This window comes from Pseudomonas sp. BF-R-19, assembly GCF_019956445.1.
GTDB lineage: Bacteria > Pseudomonadota > Gammaproteobacteria > Pseudomonadales > Pseudomonadaceae > Aquipseudomonas > Aquipseudomonas fluorescens_BH.
The window spans coordinates 308894-331617 of sequence record NZ_JAHBDN010000048.1 but is presented as its reverse complement, the minus strand read 5'-3'; the positions used below and the strand labels follow the sequence as shown (position 1 = coordinate 331617).

At 60.5% G+C, this 22724-nt stretch carries 20 protein-coding genes; 3 read left to right on the top strand and 17 right to left on the bottom strand.

From position 1 onward, the window contains the following. A complete protein-coding gene (crp, locus tag KGB28_RS13215) occupies positions 1-645 on the top strand; it encodes a cAMP-activated global transcriptional regulator CRP (RefSeq protein WP_223445706.1) in 645 nt (214 codons plus the stop codon). On the opposite strand, the gene KGB28_RS13210 is transcribed toward crp, so the two are convergent. The 4 genes from KGB28_RS13210 to KGB28_RS13195 all read right to left on the bottom strand — a co-directional run bounded on the left by KGB28_RS13210 (position 642) and on the right by KGB28_RS13195 (position 3993). Then, a complete protein-coding gene (locus KGB28_RS13210; RefSeq protein WP_223445704.1) occupies positions 642-1343 on the bottom strand; it encodes a biotin/lipoate A/B protein ligase family protein in 702 nt (233 codons plus the stop codon). The two genes, crp and KGB28_RS13210, sit on opposite strands and share 4 nt — an antisense overlap. A gap of 164 nt (positions 1344-1507) precedes the next feature. Continuing rightward, positions 1508-2344 (bottom strand): indole-3-glycerol phosphate synthase TrpC, encoded by an 837-nt coding sequence (gene trpC, locus KGB28_RS13205; protein ID WP_223445702.1) that lies wholly within the window; start codon positions 2342-2344, stop codon positions 1508-1510. Then, the gene (trpD, locus tag KGB28_RS13200; protein WP_223445700.1) at positions 2341-3390 is read right to left on the bottom strand and encodes an anthranilate phosphoribosyltransferase; all 1050 of its coding nucleotides are present in this window, start codon (positions 3388-3390) and stop codon (positions 2341-2343) included. The genes trpC and trpD overlap by 4 nt, the downstream gene beginning before the upstream one ends. A 9-nt stretch (positions 3391-3399) precedes the next feature. Then, positions 3400-3993, bottom strand: coding sequence for an aminodeoxychorismate/anthranilate synthase component II (locus tag KGB28_RS13195; RefSeq protein WP_007906885.1), 594 nt, complete (start codon positions 3991-3993; stop codon positions 3400-3402). A 408-nt stretch (positions 3994-4401) separates the two neighbouring features. On the opposite strand from KGB28_RS13195, the gene estP reads away from it, so the two are divergent. Then, positions 4402-6312, top strand: coding sequence for an esterase EstP (gene estP, locus KGB28_RS13190; protein WP_223445698.1), 1911 nt, complete (start codon positions 4402-4404; stop codon positions 6310-6312). Positions 6313-6479: 167 nt separating this feature from the next. Here the strand turns inward: estP and trpE are convergent, their stop codons facing one another. From trpE to KGB28_RS13140, 10 genes are all read right to left on the bottom strand, one after another. Then, positions 6480-7961, bottom strand: a complete 1482-nt coding sequence (gene trpE / locus KGB28_RS13185; RefSeq protein WP_223445696.1) for an anthranilate synthase component I — start codon at positions 7959-7961, stop codon at positions 6480-6482. Between the two features lie 70 nt (positions 7962-8031). Further along, entirely contained in the window at positions 8032-8850 is an 819-nt protein-coding gene (locus KGB28_RS13180) for a phosphoglycolate phosphatase (RefSeq protein WP_223445694.1), read from the bottom strand. Continuing rightward, positions 8847-9521 (bottom strand): ribulose-phosphate 3-epimerase, encoded by a 675-nt coding sequence (gene rpe, locus KGB28_RS13175; protein ID WP_150725211.1) that lies wholly within the window; start codon positions 9519-9521, stop codon positions 8847-8849. The genes KGB28_RS13180 and rpe overlap by 4 nt, the downstream gene beginning before the upstream one ends. A gap of 115 nt (positions 9522-9636) precedes the next feature. Continuing rightward, complete coding sequence (locus tag KGB28_RS13170; RefSeq protein WP_223445692.1) at positions 9637-10785, bottom strand: iron-containing alcohol dehydrogenase; 1149 nt, start codon at positions 10783-10785, stop codon at positions 9637-9639. 219 nt (positions 10786-11004) lie between these two features. Continuing rightward, positions 11005-11829, bottom strand: a complete 825-nt coding sequence (locus tag KGB28_RS13165) for an ABC transporter permease (RefSeq protein ID WP_007980200.1) — start codon at positions 11827-11829, stop codon at positions 11005-11007. A gap of 12 nt (positions 11830-11841) precedes the next feature. Then, positions 11842-13089 (bottom strand): ABC transporter permease, encoded by a 1248-nt coding sequence (locus KGB28_RS13160; protein WP_223445690.1) that lies wholly within the window; start codon positions 13087-13089, stop codon positions 11842-11844. A gap of 182 nt (positions 13090-13271) precedes the next feature. Beyond that, positions 13272-14315 carry an ABC transporter substrate-binding protein gene (locus tag KGB28_RS13155; protein WP_150725209.1) on the bottom strand — a complete coding sequence of 348 codons (1044 nt, stop codon included), beginning with the start codon at positions 14313-14315 and terminating at the stop codon, positions 13272-13274. A 48-nt stretch (positions 14316-14363) separates the two neighbouring features. Further along, complete coding sequence (locus KGB28_RS13150; protein WP_046039490.1) at positions 14364-15488, bottom strand: ABC transporter ATP-binding protein; 1125 nt, start codon at positions 15486-15488, stop codon at positions 14364-14366. Positions 15489-15846: 358 nt separating this feature from the next. Continuing rightward, positions 15847-16500, bottom strand: coding sequence for a response regulator transcription factor (locus KGB28_RS13145; RefSeq protein ID WP_223445688.1), 654 nt, complete (start codon positions 16498-16500; stop codon positions 15847-15849). A gap of 92 nt (positions 16501-16592) precedes the next feature. Then, positions 16593-18989 carry a PAS domain S-box protein gene (locus KGB28_RS13140; protein WP_223445671.1) on the bottom strand — a complete coding sequence of 799 codons (2397 nt, stop codon included), beginning with the start codon at positions 18987-18989 and terminating at the stop codon, positions 16593-16595. Between the two features lie 73 nt (positions 18990-19062). Between KGB28_RS13140 and KGB28_RS13135 the strand changes: the two genes are divergently transcribed. Then, positions 19063-20052, top strand: coding sequence for an alpha/beta hydrolase family protein (locus KGB28_RS13135; RefSeq protein WP_223445669.1), 990 nt, complete (start codon positions 19063-19065; stop codon positions 20050-20052). Positions 20053-20194: 142 nt separating this feature from the next. Here the strand turns inward: KGB28_RS13135 and KGB28_RS13130 are convergent, their stop codons facing one another. The 3 genes from KGB28_RS13130 to KGB28_RS13120 are packed head-to-tail and all read right to left on the bottom strand — an operon-like array spanning position 20195 to position 22651. Continuing rightward, positions 20195-20962: a TerB family tellurite resistance protein gene (locus KGB28_RS13130; protein ID WP_223445667.1), complete on the bottom strand. Its 768-nt coding sequence runs from the start codon at positions 20960-20962 to the stop codon at positions 20195-20197. A gap of 1 nt (position 20963) precedes the next feature. Further along, a complete protein-coding gene (gene murU / locus KGB28_RS13125) occupies positions 20964-21635 on the bottom strand; it encodes an N-acetylmuramate alpha-1-phosphate uridylyltransferase MurU (protein ID WP_223445658.1) in 672 nt (223 codons plus the stop codon). After that, positions 21632-22651, bottom strand: coding sequence for an aminoglycoside phosphotransferase family protein (locus KGB28_RS13120; protein WP_223445656.1), 1020 nt, complete (start codon positions 22649-22651; stop codon positions 21632-21634). The genes murU and KGB28_RS13120 overlap by 4 nt, the downstream gene beginning before the upstream one ends. Between the last annotated feature and the right edge of the window lie 73 nt (positions 22652-22724).

The following is a 22724-nucleotide window of genomic DNA, read 5'->3' as shown; positions in this document are numbered from 1 at the left end:
ATGGTTGCGATTGCCCCCAACCCCAAGATCAAGAACCTCGACAAGCTGTTGATGCATTGCCAGCGCCGCCGTTATCAGGCCAAGAGCAACATCATTTGTGCCGGCGACCGCTCGGAAACGCTGTTCTTCATCATCAAAGGCTCAGTCACCATCCTGATCGAAGATGACGACGGCCGGGAAATGATCATTTCCTACCTGAACACCGGGGACTTTTTCGGCGAGTTGGGCCTGTTTGAGCAAGCTGGCCTGGAGCAGGAGCGCAGCGCCTGGGTGCGGGCCAAGGTTGAATGCGAAGTCGCGGAAATCAGCTACGCGAAATTCCGCGAGTTGTCCCAGCAGGACCCGGACATTCTTTACGTGCTCAGCGGACAAATCGCACAGCGCCTGCGCAACACCACGCGCAAGGTCGGTGACCTGGCGTTTTTTGACGTGACCGGCCGAGTTGCCCGCTGCCTGCTGGAACTGTGTAAACAGCCAGACGCCATGACTCACCCCGATGGCATGCAAATCAAGGTGACCCGTCAGGAAATCGGGCGGATTGTCGGTTGTTCCCGGGAGATGGTCGGTCGCGTGCTCAAGGATCTGGAAGAACGCAACCTGGTGGGCGTCAAAGGCAAGACCATGGTGGTCTTTGGTACGCGTTAAGCGCTGAACATCTGTGCCAGCATCAACCGGTAGAGTTCGTCCAGACGTGCCAGTGCATTGGGTGCCGTGAACTTCTCATGCAGCGCGATGTGGTTTTCGGAGCGTACGCGTTGCTCCAGCCCGCAGGCCTCGTTGAAACGATTGACCGCGGCTACCATTGACTCTCGCTCGTTATCGATCAGCATCGCTCCGTGCACCAGTCCTACCGGGCGCTGCCCACCCTGGCTCTGACGCCAGCGCTGGGCGGTGCCGACCATCTTGCGTCCATCGAGGTTGACGTTGAAGCGACCGTCACAGAAGGCGCCTTCGATTTCACCCAGGGATGAAGTGCCTCCCAACTCATCCAGCAACTGACAGATTGGATCGCACAAACGGTGGTAACCGGTTTCGATGCGATTCAGATCCCCTTCGCTGCGTGGTGGCGCGTAAACCAGGGCGATGTTGATCGTTGTGGCTGATTGTGGAACCGGTTCGCCGCCGGTTTCACGCAACAGCACTGGCCAATCTGCCGCTGCCGATACCTCACATGCAGCTTCGAAACCAGGCAAGCGATTCAAACGGCGCGGCATCACCAATGCCTGATCACTTGGTTGCCAGAACAGCAGGCCGAACTCGGCATCGCCGGCGCAGACCGAGGCCAACAGATCCTGTTCGGCTTGCAGGCCGGCTTCGATGGTCAGGGAGATTGGCAGCGACATGGAGAACTCCGACAGACATGAGGTCTTTGGGGAATTTGCGGACCTCTTCGCGAGCAAGTCGAATCGTCGCACCGCCGCTCCCACATTTGATCGCGGTCTAATGTGGGAGCGGCGGTGCGACGATTCGACTTGCTCGCGAAGGAGTCGACTCGGTCTGCGCGTGATCAGTCGAGTGTAGAACCGCTGACAGGCACACCGCGCTCAGGGAAGAACAGACGCTGCAACTCGCTGCCCGGGCTTTCGGCACGCATGAACGCCTCGCCGACCAGGAACGCGTAGACGTCGCTGATTTCCATCAGTTCGACATCGGCGCGGTTGAGAATTCCGCTCTCGGTGATGACCAAACGATCGCGCGGAATACGCGGCAACAGGTCGAGGGTGGTTTCCAGGCTGACATCGAAGGTGTGCAGATTGCGGTTGTTCACGCCAACCAGCGGAGTGTCGAGGGTTTTCAAGGCCCGCTCCAGCTCGTCGCCATCGTGGACTTCCACCAACACATCGAGGTTAACGCTTTTGGCCACGGCTGCCAGTTCGGCCATTTTCACGTCATCCAGCGCGGAAACGATCAACAGCACGCAGTCGGCACCCAAGGCACGGGCTTCGACGATCTGGTACGGATCGATCATGAAGTCCTTGCGGATCACCGGCAGCTGGCACGCCGCGCGAGCCTGCTGCAGATACGCATCCGCGCCCTGAAAGTAGTCGATGTCGGTGAGTACCGACAGGCAGGTCGCGCCGCCCTTCTCGTAGCTTCTGGCGATGTCGGCGGGAACGAAGTTCTCGCGGATCACGCCTTTGCTCGGCGAGGCTTTCTTGATTTCGGCAATGACTGCCGGCTGCTTCAGCTTGGCCTGAGCCAGCAAGGCCTTGGCAAAACCACGGGGTGCATCGGCCACCTTGGCCAGGCTTTCCAGCTCGGCGAGGCTGACGCGAGCGCTGCGCTCGGCCACCTCCTCGACTTTGCGCGCCAGAATCTTTTCCAGAACCGTCGGTACACTCATCCCTCATTCTCCACTCTGAATACCGCGGTAAACGCACCCAGCTCCTCAAGCTTTTCTCGAGCGAGGCCGGTGTGCAGCGCATCGTGCGCAAGTGCAACTCCCTCTTTCAAACTGCTGGCATGATCGGCGGCGTACAGCGCGGCACCGGCATTGAGCATGATCATCTCGGCCGCTTTCTGACCGTTTTCGGTCTTGCGCTTGCCCAGGGCATCGCGAATCAGTTCAAGAGAAGCCGCCGGGCTTTCCACCGCCAGGCCATGCAGGCTCTGGCTCTTCATGCCCAGGTCTTCCGGCTCGACCCAATACTCGGTGATCTGGTCGTTTTTCAGCTCTGCCACGAAGGTCGGTGCTGCCAGGCTGAACTCATCCAGGCCATCCTTCGAATGCACCACCAGCACATGCTTGCTGCCCAGACGCTGCAACACTTCCGCCAGCGGCCGGCACAAGGCCTGGGTGAACACGCCCACCACCTGATGTTTCACACCGGCCGGATTCGTAAGCGGGCCAAGCATGTTGAACAAGGTCCGCAGACCCAGTTCGCGGCGCGGGCTTGCAGCGTATTTCATCGCAGAGTGATGGGTCTGGGCAAACATGAAACCAATACCAACGTTGTCAATGCAGCGCGCCACTTGCACCGGTGTCAGGTTCAGGTAGATACCGGCCGCCTCCAGCAGGTCGGCACTGCCGCTCTTGCCCGAGACTGCACGGTTGCCATGCTTGGCCACGGTGCAGCCAGCAGCGGCAACCACGAACGCAGCAGCGGTCGACACGTTGAAGATATTGGCACCGTCACCGCCGGTGCCCACCACATCGACCACACCGTCGAGGGTCTTGAGTTCGACCTTGTCCGCCAGTTCGCGCATCACCGACACCGCGCCGACGATCTCGTCGATGCTTTCGCTTTTCATGCGCATGGCCATCATGAACGCGCCAATCTGCGCATCCGAGCATTGCCCGGTCATGATTTCGCGCATGACATCGCGCATTTCATCGGTGCTGAGGTCGAGGTGATCGACGATACGGCTCAGGGCTGTCTTGATGTTCATGAAAAGTCCTTAGCGCGTGCCGCCGGTTTGTTTGAGGAAGTTGGCGAACAGTTCGTGACCCTGTTCGGTGAGGATCGACTCAGGGTGGAACTGCACGCCTTCGATGTTAAGAGTCTTGTGACGCAGGCCCATGATCTCGTCGACCGAGCCGTCTTCGAGCTGGGTCCAGGCCGTCAGCTCCAGGCAATCGGGCAGGGTTTCGCGCTTGACGATCAATGAATGATAGCGGGTCACCGTCAGCGGACGATTCAGGCCTTCGAATACACCCTTGTCCTCGTGAAATACCGGGCTAGTCTTACCGTGCATCACTTGGCGGGCGCGCACCACATCACCGCCAAAGGCCTGGCCGATGGACTGGTGGCCGAGGCAGACGCCAAGAATCGGCAGTTTGCCGGCGAAATGCTTGATCGCTTCAATCGAGATGCCGGCTTCGGTCGGCGTGCAAGGACCGGGGGACACAACGATGCGCTCAGGGTTGAGGGCTTCGATTTCAGCGATGGTCAGTTCGTCGTTGCGCACGACCTTGACCTGGGAGCCGAGCTCGCCCAGGTACTGCACAACGTTGTAGGTAAAGGAGTCGTAATTATCGATCATCAGCAACATGGCGTTTAGAACCTCTTGAACTCACTGACTTTGAGGATGGCCTTCGAATGATTGACCCGCAGAGCGCTGCGCTTTGTCAGATGCTGGAGCAGCGCCAGCAAAGCGGCATTTCAAACAGGTAAAGAAGGCGAAGCGATACAGGTCCGGCGAGGCCGGCAAAAGAATTCAGGCGCGCCAACGCCAGCGGGCGTGTGCCTTGATGACTTGATCCAGGAGTTTACTGATGATCAACACGGGGAAGGTCTCGTTCGTACGTCCCGGCACAGTAACTTAGCTGGGCAGAGCGCGCAATATCGCCGGGGGTGCTGCCCGCGAAACTATCAAAGGCTTCGCGACAGATGGCAAAAGGCCGAAAGTTTTTGGTACTGTCGTTTCGTTCACTACAACAATAAATAAACGGACTTGCTCATGATCAAACAGTCGTTGTTTGTACCGCTCGCAGGATGCTTGCTCGCGATCGCGTGCGCCCAGGCGAACGCCGCACCTAATCCTTATACAAATTTCGTTGTCTTCGGGGACAGTCTCAACGATGCAGGGACCTTTGCCGACACGGGCGGGCCTGCCGGGGCGACACAGCGCTTCACCAACCGGACGGGGCCGGTGTACCTGGATGGCAGCGGCGAGGTCCGCTCGCTCAACTCCACACAGATTCTGGGTGGGAAACTGGGGTTTTCAGCAGATCAGACGGCATCCTCTGCTTCAGCAGTTCGCGCCAACGAAGGCCTGCCTGATGGTAACAACTGGGCTGTAGGCGGCTACCGTACCGACCAGATTCTTGATTCGATCACCAGCACCTCCGCCACCGGCGAACGCACCCGGGCCGGCTATCTACCATCCAATAACTTCCGTGCCGACCCGAACGCACTGTATTACCTGTCGGGTGGCGGTAACGACTTCCTGCAAGGTCGCGTCACCAGCCTGCCCCAGGCCAGTGCCGCCGCCGACCGCCTGGCCGACAGCGTGCAGACGCTGCAAACCGCCGGCGCCAAATACGTCATGGTCTGGTTGCTGCCCGATATCGGCTTTACCCCGGCGTTCAACGGCACCCCGCTGCAAGCGTTCACGTCCCAACTCAGCGCCCAGTTCAACACTGAACTGGTAAGCCGACTGCAAAACATCAATGCCGAAGTCATCCCGCTGAACATTCCGGTACTGCTCAAAGAGACGTTCGCCAATCCGGCACAGTTTGGCCTGGCCACCGACCAGAACCTCATCGCCACCTGCTTCAGCGGCAGCGGCTGCACCGAGAACGCCCGCTACGGCATCAACAGCGCGACGCCGGACCCGACCAAGCTGATCTACAACGACTCAGTGCACCCCACCGAAGCCGGGCAGCGCCTGATTGCCGATTACGCCTATTCCCTGCTGGCAGCGCCGTGGGAGCTGACCCTGTTGCCGGAAATGGCCCAGGGCACCGTGCGTGCGCATCAGGATGAGTTGCGCAATCAGTGGCTGGCCGATTGGGAAAACTGGCAAGGCGTCGGCCAATGGCGAGCCATTGTTTCCGGCGGCGGACAGCATCAGGACTTTGACGGTCAGGACAGCGTGGCAAGCGCCGATGGCAACGGAGCCAACCTGAACATCGGTGGCAGCTATCGTCTCGACGATGCCTGGCGTGTTGGTCTGGTGGCGGGTTTCTATAACCAGAAACTCGAAGCCGGCAACAACGACTCCGACTACAAGCTCAACACTTACCTGGGCACGGCATTCGCCCAGTACCAGCAAAACCGTGTGTGGGCTGATGCTGCGTTGACTGCCGGGCATCTGGATTACGATAGCCTCAAGCGTAAATTCCAGCTGGGTGTCAACGAACGCGGCGAAAAAGGCGATACCAGCGGCTACGTCGAAGCCTTCAGCGCACGCGTGGGTTACGACATCGCGCAACAAGCCAGCAGCCCCTGGCATCTGTCGCCGTTTGTCAGTGCCGATTTCGCCAAGGTGCAAGTCGACGGTTACTCGGAGGACGGCAACGATTCCACGGCGCTGACCTTCGCCGATCAGGAGCGTATTTCCCGGCGCCTGGGCGCTGGCCTGCAGGGCAAATACCAGATCACCCCGCAAACCCAGGTTTTCGGCGAAGCGGCAATCGAGCGCGAGTACAACGACGATACCCAGGACGTCGACATCAACCTCAACAGCCTGCCGAACAATCAGTTCACGCTGGAAGGCTACACCCCACAAAGTCACTTGCAACGTGTGAACCTGGGGGTGAGCCACAACCTCACCCGGGACCTGGCACTGCGCGCCAGCTACAACATCCGCAAGGACGACGACTTCACCCAACAGGGCATCAGCGTAGGTGTTGCGCTGGACTTCTGATGTGCAGCCAATAAAAAACGCGGCGCCCTCACAGGCGCCGCGTTTTTTTGGCGATGAGATCATTGTGGGAGCGAGCTTGCTCGCGATAGCGGTGGGTCAGACAACATCAATGTGGCAGTGATGGCCCCATCGCGAGCGAGCTCGCTCCCACAGGATTTTTCGCAAACTCAGGCGTTCGGTGTTTGTTCCGCCAAGGCAACGGCGCGGAACATCGCGCGGCGCTTGTTCAGGGTTTCTTCCCATTCCAGCGCCGGCACCGAGTCGGCGACGATGCCGCCACCAGCCTGCACATGCAGTTCGCCGTTCTTGATCACCGCCGTGCGGATCGCAATGGCAGTGTCCATGTTGCCGTTCCACGCGAAGTAACCGACCGCACCGCCGTAGACGCCACGCTTGACCGGTTCCAGTTCGTCGATGATTTCCATCGCGCGAATCTTCGGTGCACCGGACAAGGTGCCCGCTGGCAGGATCGCCCGCAGTGCGTCCATGGCCGTCAACCCGGCTTTCAGTTGCCCGGTGACGTTGGACACGATGTGCATCACGTTGGAGTAACGCTCGATGACCATCTTCTCGGTGAGCTTCACCGAGCCGATTTCCGATACGCGACCGGTGTCGTTGCGGCCGAGGTCGATCAGCATCAAGTGTTCGGCGATTTCCTTGTCGTCCGACAGCAGGTCTTTTTCCAGCGCCAGGTCAGCCTCTTCGTTGGCGCCCCGCGGACGGGTACCGGCAATCGGGCGTACGGTGATGAGGTTGTCTTCGACCCGCACCAGCACTTCCGGCGAACTGCCGACGACGTGGAAGTCGCCGAAGTTGAAGAAGTACATGTAGGGCGTCGGGTTGAAGCAGCGTAGCGCGCGATACAGATCGATCGGCGCCGCCTTGAAGTCGATCGACATGCGCTGGGACGGCACGACCTGCATGCAGTCACCGGCCAGGATGTATTCCTTGATGGTGTCGACGGCTTTTTCGTAATCGTCCTGGGTGAAGCTGGAGCGGAACACCGGGTCAGCCGATTGTTGCTTGCTGAAGTCCAGGCCACGGCGTGGGGTGATCGGCTGACGGAGTTTTTCCAGCAGCTCTTCCAGGCGCGCGCGACCTTGTTCGAAGGCGTCTTCCTGCGCCGGGTCTGCCAGGACGATGGCGTGCATCTTGCCGGCCAGGTTGTCGAACACCACCACCGCGTCGGACACCATCAGCAGAATGTCCGGTACGCCCAGCGGGTCCGGGTTCGGGCATTTACCCAGGCGCTTCTCGACATAACGTACGCAGTCATAACCGAAGTAACCCACCAGGCCTCCGTTGAAACGCGGCAGGCCGGCAATGGTCGGCACGTTGTAGCGAGCCTTGAAGGCTTCGACGAAGGCCAGCGGGTCTTCCACGTCGTGGCTTTCGGTCTCGACGCCATCGACGGTCACGCTGACGTGATGATCGTGAACCCGCAGCACGGTACGGCACGGCAGGCCGATGATCGAGTAACGGCCCCACTTCTCGCCGCCCTGTACGGACTCCAGCAAGTAGGAATTGGGCTCGTCGGCCAGCTTCAGGTAGATCGACAGCGGCGTGTCGAAGTCGGCCAGGGTTTCGCAGGCAAGCGGGATGCGGTTGTAGCCGGCAGCGGCCAAACGCAGGAATTCTTCGCGGATCATGAGGTGCCTCGTGGCTTGAGGGTCGAACAGTCAGGTATGCAAACGCGCCGGATAACCGGCCAGAATCAAGTCAGGCGCGCCAACGCCAGCGGGCCAGGGCCTTGATGACTTTCATCCAGAGTTTGCGAGTGACCACCACGATGGCGTTTCCAGAAGGGGGTTTGACAGCGTCGGCCAACGTTATCTCAGCAGCCGGATCCAGGCAACCGGGAATTAGTTTGCGCAGGTCGTCGATCACCATTGCCGGCGATTCTTCGGCAATTGGGCGACCGTGGTTATAGCCGTAGCTCAGGGCCACGCACTTGACCCCCGCCGCTTTCGCCGCCAGCACATCGCTGCGCGAATCGCCGACAAACAACGACTGCGAAGCCGGAATGTTGGCCATTTTCATCACGAAAAACAGCGCGGCCGGATCGGGTTTTTTCTGTGGCAGGGTGTCGCCGCCGATAATCCAGCGGAAGTAACGACCGATTTTCATCTGATCCAGCAGCGGCGCGACGAAACGCTCCGGCTTGTTGGTGATCAGCGCCATCTCGACGCCCTGCTTTTGCAGCCATTTGAGGAAGTCGCGCACCCCGGGATACACCACCGTCAACTCATGGCTCTCGCCATAAGCCTGCATGAAATACTCCAGCGCCCGTTCGGCCTCGTGGTTATCGACCGCAGAATGATCGATAGCGCCAGCCAGCGCACGGCGCACCAATACCGGCGCGCCGTTGCCGACCCATTCGCGAACCGCTTCCAGACCGGCGGGCTTACGACCGAGTTTGAGCAGCATCTTGTCCACAGCCACTGCCAGGTCCGGGACTGAGTCGATCAAGGTACCGTCCAGATCGAACATCACCAGCCGCGGCAGTTGCCCCGGGAACAACTGCTCAAAACCACTCATGGGCGAGCCAGCGCCAGTTCGGAACGCATCTTGTCGATGACTTCCTGATAGTTCGGCGCATTGAAGATGGCCGAGCCGGCGACGAAGGTGTCAGCGCCTGCCGCTGCGATTTCGCGAATGTTGTTCACGTTCACGCCACCGTCGATTTCCAGGCGAATGTCACGGCCCGACGCATCGATCAGCGCCCGCACTTCACGCAGCTTGTCGAGGGTGCCGGGGATGAACTTCTGCCCGCCGAAGCCCGGGTTGACGCTCATCAACAGGATCATGTCGACCTTGTCCATGACGTGCTTGAGCACATCCAGCGGGGTCGCCGGGTTGAACACCAGGCCCGACTTGCAGCCGCCTTCGCGGATCAATTGCAGGGAGCGGTCGATGTGCTGCGTGGCTTCCGGGTGGAAGGTGATGTAGGTAGCGCCGGCTTCGATGAAGTCGCCGACGATGCGGTCCACCGGGCTGACCATCAGGTGCGCGTCGATCGGCGCGGTCACGCCGTACTTGCGCAGCGCCGCGCAGACCATCGGGCCGATGGTCAGGTTGGGCACGTAGTGATTGTCCATGACATCGAAGTGCACGAAGTCGGCGCCGGCGGCCAGGACGTTGTCCACTTCTTCACCCAGGCGGGCGAAGTCGGCGGAGAGAATCGACGGAGCAATTACGAAGGGCTGCATGACGCACCTTTTCTGAGCAGAATCACGATGGCGCGCATTGTATACCTCATGCTTTGACGCGCGCACCGTGAGCGCGATGATTGGACCTTGCCATCATCCCTGATCAGAGAAGGCCCTAGTACGCCGCGCGATAGATCTTTTCGATATCGACGGCACTCAACTTACGCGGATTGTTGCGCATCAAGCGCTCGATCCCCGCCGCTTCCACGGCCATGGAAGGGATGGCGTCCTCGGGCACACCGAAACTGCGCAGGCCTTGGGGAATTTCCACAGCGGCACACAGTTCGGTCATGGCTTGCACGGCTTTGTCGGCCGCTTCGTTGATACTCAAGTGAGCGGTCTTCACGCCCATGGCCTCGGCGATATCCTGCATGCGTTCGATGCAGGCCATCTTGTTCCAGGTCATGACATGGGGCAGTAGCAAGGCATTACTGACCCCATGGGCAATGTTGAAACGCCCGCCCAGCGGATACGCCAGCGCATGCACCGCGCCAACCCCGGCATTGCCGAACGCCATGCCGGCCATCAGGCTGGCAGTGGCCATGTCTTCCCTCGCTTGCAGATTCGACGGGTTGGCGTAGGCCTTGGGCAAAGCCTTGGCGATCAACTTGATGGCACCGATGGCCAGGGCATCGGTAATCGGCGAGGCGTTGACCGACAGATAGGACTCGATGGCGTGCACCAGCGCATCGACACCGCTGGCCGCCGTGACGCTGCGCGGACAGGTCAGGGTCATTTGCGGGCTGACCAGCGCCACATCCGGCAACAGGTAGTCGCTGACAATGCCCTTCTTCAGTTGCGCAAGCTTGTCGGAAAGGATGGCGACGTTGGTCACTTCCGAGCCGGTGCCGGCGGTGGTCGGGATGGCGATCAGCGGTGGGCCTTTGCGCGGGACCTGATCGATACCGAACAAATCCTCCAGCGCACCGTGGTACCCGGCGTAGGCCGCCACGCTCTTGGCAATGTCGATGGCACTGCCGCCGCCGAGGCCGATCAAGCCGTCATGCCCGCCGTCGCGATAGACCTGCATGCAATCTTCGACGATGGCGATTTCCGGGTCTGGCAGCACCCGGTCGAAAATCTCGTAGCTACGATCGCCCAGCTGCGCCAGTGCCAGTTCTACCGTGCCGGACTTGACCAGGGCGGCATCGGTGACGATCAGCGGGTTGTCGATGTCCAGGCGTGTAAGCTCGGCAGACAGCTGCTCGATGGCACCTGCGCCGGTGATCAGTTTGTGAGCGATTTTGAAAGAGGAAAGACTCATGTGCGCAGCCTCTTATAGGTAGGGGAGCTGGGCACAATAGTAGCTGGGGATTGGGGTTTGTCTGCCATTCAGGCGCTGAATGACCAAGGTTTCCGGGAACACTAAAAACCATTGTGGGAGCGGGCTTGCTCGCGAAGGCGGTGTGTCATTCAACTAATACACCAGCTGACACTCCGCTTCGCGAGCAAGCCCGCTCCCACATTTTTACCGGGTTCGGCTTCAGACCTGCGCAGTACGCAGTTTCTCGCTACGCCCACGCAGCCATTCCAGGGTCAGCAGCAGGATCACCGAGAAGGCAATCAGCAGCGTCGCGGCGGCGGCGATGGTCGGGCTGAGGTTTTCGCGGATGCCGCTGAACATCTGCCGTGGCAACGTCGCTTGTTCAGGGCCGGCGAGGAACAACGTCACCACCACCTCATCGAACGAAGTCGCAAAGGCAAACAGCGCCCCGGAGATCACGCCCGGCGCAATCAGTGGCAAGGTCACCCGGCGGAACGTAGTCAGCGGCGAAGCGCCCAGGCTCGCAGCGGCCCGCACCAGGTTGTGATTGAACCCCTGCAAGGTCGCCGACACGGTAATGATCACGAACGGCACACCCAATACCGCATGCACCACGATCAGCGAGAAGAAGCTGTTACCCAATCCCAGCGGAGCAAAGAACAGATAACTGGCCACACCGATGATCACCACCGGCACCACCATCGGTGAAATCACCAGCGCCATCACCAGCGCCTTGCCGGGGAAGTCGCCACGGGTCAGGCCGATGGCCGCCAGCGTACCGAAGACCATGGCCAGTACCGTGGCCGCCGGGGCGACGATGATGCTGTTCTTCAGGGCGCGCATCCATTCCGCCGAGGCGAAGAAATCGTGATACCACTGCAACGAGAAGCCTTGCAGCGGGTACACCAGGAAACTGCCGGAGTTGAACGACAGCGGAATGATCACCAGCACCGGCAGGATCAGGAATAACAGAATCAAGCCGCAGAGAATCCGCAAGCTGTAGAACCACACCCGTTCGATGGGCGACATATAAGGACTCAGCATTTCGTTCTCCCCTTAGCTCAGGCGCAGGCGGCTTGCGCCTACCAGCCAGCTGTAAATCAGATAAAGCACGACCGTCGCGAGCAACAGCAGCCCACCGAGTGCGGTCGCCATGCCCCAGTTGATGCTGGTGTTGGTGTAGAAGGCGACAAAGTAGCTGACCATCTGATCGTTCGGGCTGCCCAGCAATGCCGGGGTGATGTAGTAGCCGATGGCGAGGATGAACACCAACAGGCAACCGGCGCCGACACCGGCATAGGTCTGCGGGAAGTACACCCGCCAGAAACTGGCGAACGGATGGCAGCCGAGGGAAATCGCGGCGCGCATGTAGGTCGGCGAGATACCTTTCATCACGCTGTAGATCGGCAGGATCATGAACGGCAGCAGGATGTGCACCATCGAGATGTAGACACCGACGCGGTTGAACACCAGCTCGATCGGCTTATCAATGATGCCCATGGCCATCAGGCCGCTGTTGATCAGGCCACCCGATTGCAGCAACACGATCCACGCCGCGACTCGTACCAGGATCGAGGTCCAGAACGGCAACAGCACCAGAATCATCATCAGGTTGCTCTGCCGTGACGGCAGATTCGCCAGCAGGTAAGCCAGGGGATACGCCAGCACCAGGCAGATCACGGTGATGACCAGGCCCATCCAGAAGGTGCGGGCGAAGATGTCGAGGTAGATCGCCTGATCCGGGGTGGCTGGGGCGATTTCGCCGAGGTCGTCGATGCGGTGATCGACAGCCGCCAGCAGGTAATACGGGGTGATGCTGCTGGTGTTACGGCGCACCGCTTGCCAGTAGGCCGGGTCGCCCCAACGCTCATCGAGGCCTTCCAGCGCTTCCTTATAAGAAGCTGGTTCAGTGGCGAGCGGCAAAGCGCGGGCGGTTTTGGTCAGCAGGCTGCGGTAGCCGGCCAGTTCCATGTTCAGGCGCTTGGACAGATCGCCCAGGGTCTGATTCTTGCGAGCCTCGGCGAGGTCTTCGGCCGCTGCTTTATAAACCGGTTCAGCGGGCAGGCCGCGGCCGTCCCAACTGGCAATGGCGGTCACGGTGCGCGGCATGCCGCCGACCACTTCCGGGTTGCCAACGCTTTTGTAGAGCAGCGCCACGATCGGCACCAGGAACACCAGCAACAGAAACAGCACCAGTGGCGCGATCAACGCCTGGGCCTTCCAGCGGTTGACCCGCTCGGCGTGCTTGAGCCGCTGCTTCAAGGTGGGGCTGGTGCCCTCGTTCAGGGGAACGGCGATAGCCATGACGTACTCCGGGAATCTTTGATCGTTACAGAGGCGGCGAACCACCTCTGTTGTGTTGAAACACCGCAATCTGTGGGAGCGAGCTTGCTCGCGATGAGGCCATCACATTCAACATCTATGTTGATTGACCCACCGCTTTCGCGAGCAAGCTCGCTCCTACAGCGTAAGCCCGCGGTGCGGTCTTACTTGGCAGCCCAGGAATTGAAGCGCTGTTCCAGTTGCTCGCCGTTGTCAGCCCAGAAGCTGACGTCGATCTGCACCTGGTTGGCGATGTTTTCCGGGGTGGTCGGCATGTCTTTCAGGACTTCCTTGGCCAGCAAGGGTACGGCCTGGGTGTTGGCCGGGCCGTAGGCGATATTTTCCGAGTAGGTCTTCTGCTGCTGTGGCATTACCGAGTAGGCGATGAACTTCTTCGCCGCTTCGGCGCGCTTGGCATCCAGGCCTTTTGGGATGGCCCATGCGTCGAAATCGTAGATACCGCCGTTCCACACAACTTTCAGGTTGCTTTCTTTCTGCACGGCAGCGATACGACCGTTGTAGGCCGAGCTCATGACCACGTCACCGGAAGCGAGGTATTGCGGCGGTTGCGCGCCGGCTTCCCACCACTGGATGTTCGGCTTGAGCTCATCGAGCTTCTTGAACGCGCGGTCCTGACCGTCTTTACCGGCCAGCACTTTGTAGACGTCTTTCGGCGCAACGCCGTCGGCCATCAGTGCGAATTCCAGGGTGTACTTGGCGCCTTTACGCAGGCCACGCTTGCCCGGGAACTGCTTGGTGTCCCAGAAATCCACCCAGCTGGTCGGTGCGGTTTTCAGCTTGTCGGCGTTGTAGGCCAGCACGGTCGACCACACGAAGAAACCCACGCCGCAAGGCTGGATGGCGCCCTTGACGTAGTCTTCGGTCTTGCCGAACAACTTCGGATCAAGCTGTTCGAACATGTCTTCGTCGCAACCACGGGACAGTTCCGGCGATTCAACCTCTACCAGATCCCAGGACACGCTCTTGGTGTCGACCATGGCCTTGACCTTGGCCATTTCGCCGTTGTACTCACCGGCCACGATCTTGCCGTTGCCTGCCGCTTCCCACGGTGCGTAGAAGGCTTTGACCTGAGCCGCCTTGTTCGCGCCGCCAAAGGACACCACGGTCAGGTCCGGGCCGGCCGCCATTGCGTGTGCCGCGCCCATCATGCCCAGTGCCAAAGCGGTGAATTTCAGGGATCTCAACATTTATTGTTCTCTCCACGTGCAGGGTTGGTGTTGGTGTTGCCGGGGCGATCAATGCGCCTCTAAAAGAGGATCGAGTGCGCGAACGTGCTCGACCTGCCAGCCAAGCGGTACCACGTCGCCGACGGCGAGCGAGGGATCAAGCTCGGCAATCGGCTGTTTCACGAAGAAGTCGGTCTTGCCGCAGACTTCCATGCGCACCCGGACGTGGTCGCCCAGATAGATGAATTCCTCGACTCGCCCGGAGAAGCGGTTGACGCATTGGTCGCTGGAGCCATTGAGGCTCACTCGCTCCGGACGAATGGACAGGGTCACCGGCTCGCCGGTCTGGCCAACGTTGACCGCCAAGGCTTCCACCTTCTCACCGCGCCCGAGTTCCACAATGCAACGGTCGCCGGTCTGGCTGTGCAGTCGGCCATTGAGGCGGTTGTTCTCGCCGATGAAGTTGGCGACGAAGGTATTTTTCGGCTCTTCGTAGAGGGTGCGCGGTGGCGCGATCTGCTGGATTTCGCCCTGGTGGAACACTGCCACACGGTCGGACATGGTCAAGGCTTCGCCTTGATCGTGGGTCACGTAGACCACGGTGACGCCCAGGCGCTGGTGCAGGTGCTTGATCTCCATCTGCATGTGTTCACGCAGTTGTTTGTCGAGTGCGCCGAGGGGTTCGTCCATCAGCACCAGTTGTGGCTCGAACACCAGCGCGCGGGCCAATGCCACACGCTGTTGCTGACCGCCGGAGAGCTGCGCCGGGTAACGCTGGGCGAAAGCATCGAGCTGAACCATGCTCAGCACGCGCTTGACCCGGGCACTGACGTCGCTCTTGTTCATGCCGCGCACGGTCAGCGGGAACGCCAGGTTCTCGGCCACCGTCATGTGCGGGAACAATGCGTAGTTCTGGAACACCATACCAATGTCGCGCTTGTGCGGCGGCACGTTGTTGATGGCGCGCCCGGCCAACAGAATTTCGCCCGCGGTCGGCGTTTCGAAGCCGGCGAGCATCATCAGGCTGGTGGTCTTGCCGGAGCCGGACGGCCCGAGCAACGTGAGGAATTCGCCTTTGCGAATGTCCAGGTTGAGGTCCTTGACGATCAGGTTCTCGCCGTCGTAGCTCTTCTGCACTCCACGAAAGCTGACCAGAACATCATTGGCCCCTGCGCTTGAATCGACCTGGCTCATACCCACACCTTTGTTATTGATGACTGCTGTGGGGTTAAGCCTAGTGGACGCTGGGGACCGCGCAAATCGGGGCGCAAGAGAGATTGGCCTCAGCCGGATGGAAGGCTGGGGGTAGGGATTGCCCTACAAGGATGGCGGGGATGGATAGGGCAGCAGCACGCTTCAAGCTGCAAGCCGCAAGAATTGGCAAAGCCGCTGCAAAAACATGTCGCTTTTGGATATGCCGGAAATCGAATAGTCGATGGAGCCCCCTGTGGGAGCGAGCTTGCTCGCGATGGCAGCATCACATTCAACATCGATGTTGGCTGGCCCGCCGCTATCGCGAGCAAGCTCGCTCCCACAGGTACAGCAGTGTGCTTTAGAGGAGCTTGTGCTCCATCGCGTACTTCACCAGTTCCGCCAGCGAGGTGATGTTGAGCTTCTGCATCAGCCGCGCCTTGTGGGTGCTGATGGTCTTGCTGCTCAGCGCCAGTTGCTGGGCGATGTCATTGACGTTGGCGCCTTGGGCCAGGCGTTCGAACACGGAGAATTCGCGTTCGGAGAGCAACGAGTGCAATGGCCGCGAGTCGGTAAGACCGACCTCGAAAACCATGCGGTCAGCCAGTTCCGGATCGATGTAACGCCCGCCTGACGCCACCTTGCGAATGGCTGTCAGCAACAGTGCCGGGTCGCTGTCCTTGGTTGCATAACCGGCAGCCCCGACCTTCAACGCCCGGGCGGCCATCTGCGCTTCATCGTGCATCGACAACACCAGGATCGCCGGTGGATTGTTCAGGGCGCGAATCCGCGGAATCGCTTCCAGGCCGTTGACGCCCGGCATGGAGATATCCAGCAACACCACTTCGCAGGGCACATGACGCAAGGTGTCGAGCAACTGCTCGCCATTGCTCGCCTCCCCCACCACCTGCAAGTCCTTGGCCAGGCCGATCAACTGCTTGATGCCTTCGCGAACAATGGTGTGGTCTTCGGCTACCAGTACACGGATCACGTTCTTCTCCAGATTCAAGATCATTCGCGAGCAAGCCCGCTCCCACATTTGGAATGCGCCCCCCCTGTGGGAGCGGGCTTGCTCGCGAAAGCGTCGGTACAGTCAACACAACTTGTTCAGGCAGCATCCAGCGGCACTCGTACCCTCAGGGTTGTGCCTTCACCCGGCTCACTCTCAATGGATAGCTCGCCGCCCATAATCAACACTCGCTCACGCATTCCGACGATCCCGAAAGACGTCGGCCTGCCAGCTGCGGCGACAAATCCTACGCCATCATCGCTAACCGTCAGACACAACTCGTCGCCTTCCAGCGCCAGTGTCAGTTCAACAGTATGCGCCTGGGCGTGCCGCATGACATTGGTCAGCGCCTCCTGAAGGATTCGAAACAGGCCGATTGCCTTCGCATCGCTGAGCACGGGCAAATTGTCCGGCACCTGCACCAGACACGGGATCTGCGTGCGCGCCTCGAATCGGCGGGCCTGCCATTCAATGGCCGAGGCGATGCCTGCGTCGAGAATCGGCGGGCGCAATGCCGTGGCCACATCACGGACCAACTGAAACAACTGAGCGATCAAGCGCTTCATGCTGTTCAAGCGCTCGTTCAAACCAGGGTCGAGCTGGGCGTAGGCCAGTTCGCACATGGACGTTTCCAGCTTCAACACGGTGAGCATCTGACCCAACTCGTCGTGAACTTCCCGGGCGATGCGCGCCTTTTCTTCTTCGCGCACGCTTTCCAGGTGCGCGGACAACTCACGCAGTTGTTCCCGGGAGCTGGCCAGTTCAAGTTCGATGCGCTTGCTTTCGCTGATGTCCCAGACGATCCCGTCCCAGACATAGGCGCCGTCTTCCAGCCGGCGGGTGATGGCCTTGATTTCCGCCCAGCGCTGCTCGCCCTGACGCGTGAGGATTCGCCCCTGCCACGACCAGTCGCTGTCGGTATCCAGCGCATGATCCTGGGTCTGGTGATAGCTGGCCTTGTCATCCGGATGCACGAGGCTGCGCAGGCCTTTATCGCGATGCGCCAGCGTGGCCGGCGAGTAACCCACCAGGCTTTCGCTGCCTTCGCTGATGTAGGCAAAGTCGATCTGACCGGTCACCGGCGCCCGCTCCAGCCGGAACACCAGCCCCGGAACGTTGGCGGCGATGCCTTGCAGTCGCGCCTCGCTTTCCTGTAAGGCCGCCAGGGCGCGACGCCGCTCGGTGACATCGTTGAGGTAAACCACCAGGTATTCGCCATCGCGAAAGCGCAGAAAACTCAACGAGACATCGGCCGGCAAGATGCTGCCATCGGCCCGCACGCAATTGGATTCGAAGCTTTGCGGGCCTTCTTCACTGGCCCGGGCGCGTTTCCACAGGTTCAGCCAACGGTCCATGTGCAGGCCAGGCTCGAAGTCGATCAGGGGTCGATCGATGATCCCGCCGGCCGGATAGCCCAGCATGCTTTCCGCCGCGCGGTTGGCGTAGCGCACATGGCTGTCCCAGTTGACCCAGAGTATGCCGACGGTGCTCTGGTCGATGGAAAACTGGGTGAGCCGCAAGGCCTCTTCGCTGGCGGCGCGCAAGGCGATGTCTTCTTGCGCGGCCAGCAGGCGCTGTTCCAGGTTGTGCTGCTGGCGACGCTGCCAGACCACGATGGCCATGCAACTCAACGCCAGCACGGCCAGCAACAGGCAGAGGTTCTGCCAAAACCCCGGAGACTCGGTGAGCCTCGGATACTTGGGCTGCAGCCATTGATTGTGCAGTTGCTCCAGGTCCTTGGCCGGGATCGCCCGCAATGCACTTTCGACGATGCCCGCCAGTTCCGGCTTGTCGCGGAGCGTGGCCACCCGCAGCAGCTGCGGCAGACCGACATCCCCCACCACCACCAACCCGGCAAACTCCGTCTCGACCGACAAGCGTCCCAGTTGCGCCTCATCGATCACCGCATAAGTTGCCTGCTGGCCAGCCAATAATTGCAATGCCTGGCGCTCCATCGGTACGCCTTGCAGATTCAGGTGCGGGTAGTTGCCACGCAGGTAATCGGCGATGGCACTGGGCATGCGCACGGCGACGCGGGTCTGGCTGTCGAGTTTTTCCAGCTCGACCGCGCCGGCGCTTTTCTGATCGCTGACCACCAGTTGCGGCACCCGCATGTAGGGGTCGGAAAACTGCCAGAGGCGCAGCCCGCCAGGGGTCTGGGTCAGCCCCGGGGCGATGTCGATTTCGCCCTCGCGGGCCGCGGTTTCCAATTGCTCAAGGTCGGGAAAATTGCGCCAGCTCAGTTCGACATTGAGGTTTTTTGCCAGCCACTTCATCAACTCGACGTTCACTCCGGACAGGCGCTGCAAACGGCGATCGTATTGCGCATAGGGCGCCTGCAACACCACGCCGACCCGCAACTCGCCCTGCTGCGCCAGCCAGTGCTGCTGTTTCGGGGACAGTTGGGCAACGGGCGCCGGAGGCGCGGCGGCCGCCCAGCCCATCAAGGGAAACCACAAGCAGCCGATAACCCACAGGCAGCGAAAACGCATCATTGAACTCTCACACACTGACAAATACTGACCAACTCATTAGGCTGCCGGAACATCTTCTGGCCTGGAATATCCGATGCCCCCTGTCTACCGCCTGGCACTGCCAGCATTGTGCCTGTCGCTGATCCTGCCTTGCGCTTTTTCCGTCAAGGCGGCCGACCCGGCGCCCGCCGCGGAGGAAAAAACCGCCGAAGAAAAACCACTTGAACGTCAGCCGCTGCCTGAGCGTAGTCAGGAAGAAGCGACTGCACTTGAGCGAAAGATCCCGGCTCAGGAACAGCAACAACTGCAAGCAGGCACCGACACGTTTCTGGCCTTGTGGAAACCGGCCAATACCGCCGAACCCAAAGGCGCGGTAATTATCATCCCGGGCGCCGGTGAAACCGTTGACTGGCCGCAAGCGGTCGGTCCTTTGCGACGCAAATTGCCGGATGCCGAATGGAGCAGCCTGAGTATCACCTTGCCGGACCTGCAAAGCGATGCCATTGCGCCACGAATCGTCGAAGCAGCGCCAGCTCCCAAGCCCCCCGAAACCGGTAGTAAAGACTCAACTACCGCCACCCCCGTCGAACAGGTGGCCGGTGGCGAGGCCGATGTGGCCGACAAGGCCATTGCCGAAACCACTGAGAAACAGTCCAAGGCAGATGCCGAGCGCATCTTTGCCCGGATCGACGCCGCGATCGCCTTCGCCGAACAGCAAAGCGCCCGCAGTATCGTGGTGTTGGGGCATGGTTCCGGCGCCTATTGGGCCGCGCGTTACCTGAGCGAGAAGCAGCCATCGCAGGTCGAAAAGCTGGTGATGGTTGCTGCCCAGGCACCTGTGGCGGCGAAACCGGAACTGGCTGAACTGACCCCAACCTTGAAGCTGCCGACTGTCGACATTTTCTATAACGACAGACTGCTGGATCGCAACGCAGCGCTGGCCCGCTTGCAGGCCAACAAACGCTTGAAGGCGTCGTCATTCAGCCAGGTGTCGCTCAAGGCGTTGCCAGACAACAAGGTCGAGCAGGAGCAACTTTTCCGTCGGGTGCGGGGCTGGTTGAATCCGCTGAATGTGGCGGACTGACAGATCGCGTCGCCCTCTTCGCGAGCAAGCCCGCTCCCACACTTGTCCTTGGGCGATCACAAATTTTGTGTTCACTCTGGATCTAATGTGGGAGCGGGCTTGCTCGCGAAGGGGTCATCACAGACGACATAAAGCTGTTCGGCTAGCGAAAATCCCGTCGCTCCCGAATCAGCGTATAGGCATTATGCAGTTCACGCGTTCGCTCGGTGGCCTCACGAACCTGCGTCGCCGTCGCGCCACTGCCGGCAATCTTGTCCGGGTGATGACGACTGAGCAGGCGCCGATAAGCACGCTTGATCTGCGCCGGTTCAGTGGTGGCCGACACCCCCAAAAGCCTTAACGCGTCCTGATAACTTGGCACACTGCTGCCCAATGGCCGCTTCTGCGGCTCATAGTCGTGGGCCAGCATCTGCACCTGATGGGGCGTCCAGCCCAGCCACTTGCCCCATTGGCCGATCAATTGACGCTCACTGCTGCCGGCACGACCATCGGCCCACACCATTCGCCAGCAGGCGCGCAACACGCCTTCTGCCGCATGGGGCTGGGCACTCAGGCGACGCAGATATCCGTGTAGCCGGTCGCGGCCCGACTTGCCGCGATTGAACGCGGCAATCGCACGACACCGGGCCGATTCGGACATGTCCAGCGAGCGCATTTCCGCTCGGGCCTGTTCGATGTGCCCGGCCATCACCTGGCCGTCGCACTTGGCCAGCCGCCCCAACAGAACAAATAGCAATTCATCGTTACGCAGCACCGGGCGACCGCCCAGTTTTTCCCGCAAGTGCCCCCAGCTCTGCAGGTGCAAGCGCCGGTCCAGCGCCTGCCCCAACAACGCGCCGAGCATGGCCCCCGGAATGCTGGCTATGGCAAAGCCTGCTCCGGCTCCGATCAGAGTCCCTGGCCACAGCATGTCAGCGGCTCGCTTCTATCAATGTTTCAACTTCGGCCAGACGCTCGTGAGTACCGACATCGACCCAGTGCCCCCTCAATTGCTCGCCGGTCACCTGCCCGTCAGCCATGGCTTTGCGCAACAGCGGCGCGAGCTTGAAGGCCCCCGCAGTGCAACCGTCGAACAGCTGCGGATGCAACACGGCGATGCCGCTGTAGGTCAGAGTGGCGGCCTCCGGCTGACCGTCGTGCACCTGGTTGCCGACCAGGCTGAAGTCCCCGGCCGGATGATGGGGCGGGTTGCCGGCCAGCACCAGGTGCGCCAGGCCGTTGATGGGCTGATGCAACACGCTGAAGTCGTAATCGGTCCAGATGTCGCCATTGACCACGACAAACGCTTCATCCCCCAGCAACGGCAACGCGCGGAAAATCCCGCCGCCGGTTTCCAGGGGCTCACCTTCCGCCGAGTATTGAATGCTCACGCCATAACGCGAACCATCGCCCAGATAGTCTTCGATCTGCTGACCGAGCCAGGCGTGATTGATCACGATATCGGTGAACCCGGCGGCGGCGAGCGCTCGCAGGTGATACTCGATCAGCGGCACTCCGCCGGCACGAACCAGCGGTTTTGGCGTGGTCAGGGTCAGCGGGCGCATGCGCTCGCCTTTGCCCGCGGCCAGAATCATTGCCTTCATGCTTTCACTCCGGCACGCAGACTGGCCAGCAACACATCCAGCCCGGCCAGTTCAGGGCGGCGAGCGATCACCGCTTCTATGTACGCAAAGAAGCGCGGCACGTCGCCCAGATAACGCGGTTTGCCGTCGCGGTGGCAGATACGCGCGAAAATGCCGATGACTTTCAGGTGACGTTGCACGCCCATCAAATCGCTGGCACGCAGGAAGTCCTCGAACTCGGGCTGAACCGGAATGCCGAGGGCTCCCGCTTGCTGCCAGTAGCTTTCGAGCCAGCCGTGCACACGTTCTTGCGGCCAGCTGAGAAATGCATCCTTGAACAGGCAGGTCACGTCGTAGGTCACCGGGCCATACACCGCATCCTGGAAATCCAGTACACCGGGATTGGGCTCGCTGAGCATCAGGTTGCGCGGCATGTAGTCGCGATGCACCAGGACTTTTGGCTGTGCCAGGGCGCTGTCGATCAACAGTTCGCTGACCTGCTGCCAGAGCACTTGCTGCGCCGCGTCGAATTCGATGCCCAATTCGCGCTTCACGTACCACTCGGGGAAAAGTTCCAGCTCGCGACGCAGCAAGGCCACGTCATAGCTCGGCAAAGGCGCAACCATCGGCAACTGCTGGAAAGCCAGCAACGCTTGCAGGGCGTCCTTGAACAAATCGTCAGCGTTTTCGCTGTCGATGACGTCCAGATAGGTCTTGTTGCCCAGGTCATTGAGCAAAAGAAAACCGCGTTCGAGGTCTTCGGCATAAATTTTCGGCACATTTATTCCGGATTTCGCCAGCAAAAAGGCGATATCCACGAAGGGTTTGCAGTTTTCCTGGGGCGGCGGAGCGTCCATCACGATGAAACTTTTGTCACCGCCTTCCCAGCGGAAATACCGCCGGAAACTCGCGTCGCTGCTAGCCGCAGTCAACGTGGCCGGGGGTACGACGCCCCAGCCCTGCTCGGCAAAAAGGGTCGCCAATTGTTCATCGAGCCAAACTTTCAGGTGTTGCAAGCGTACATCTTGATCAGGCATTGCAAGGGTCTCCGACGGCGCTAGCCGTCAAGCGGGTCATGCTTTATTATCCAGCATCTTTTTCAGACCATCG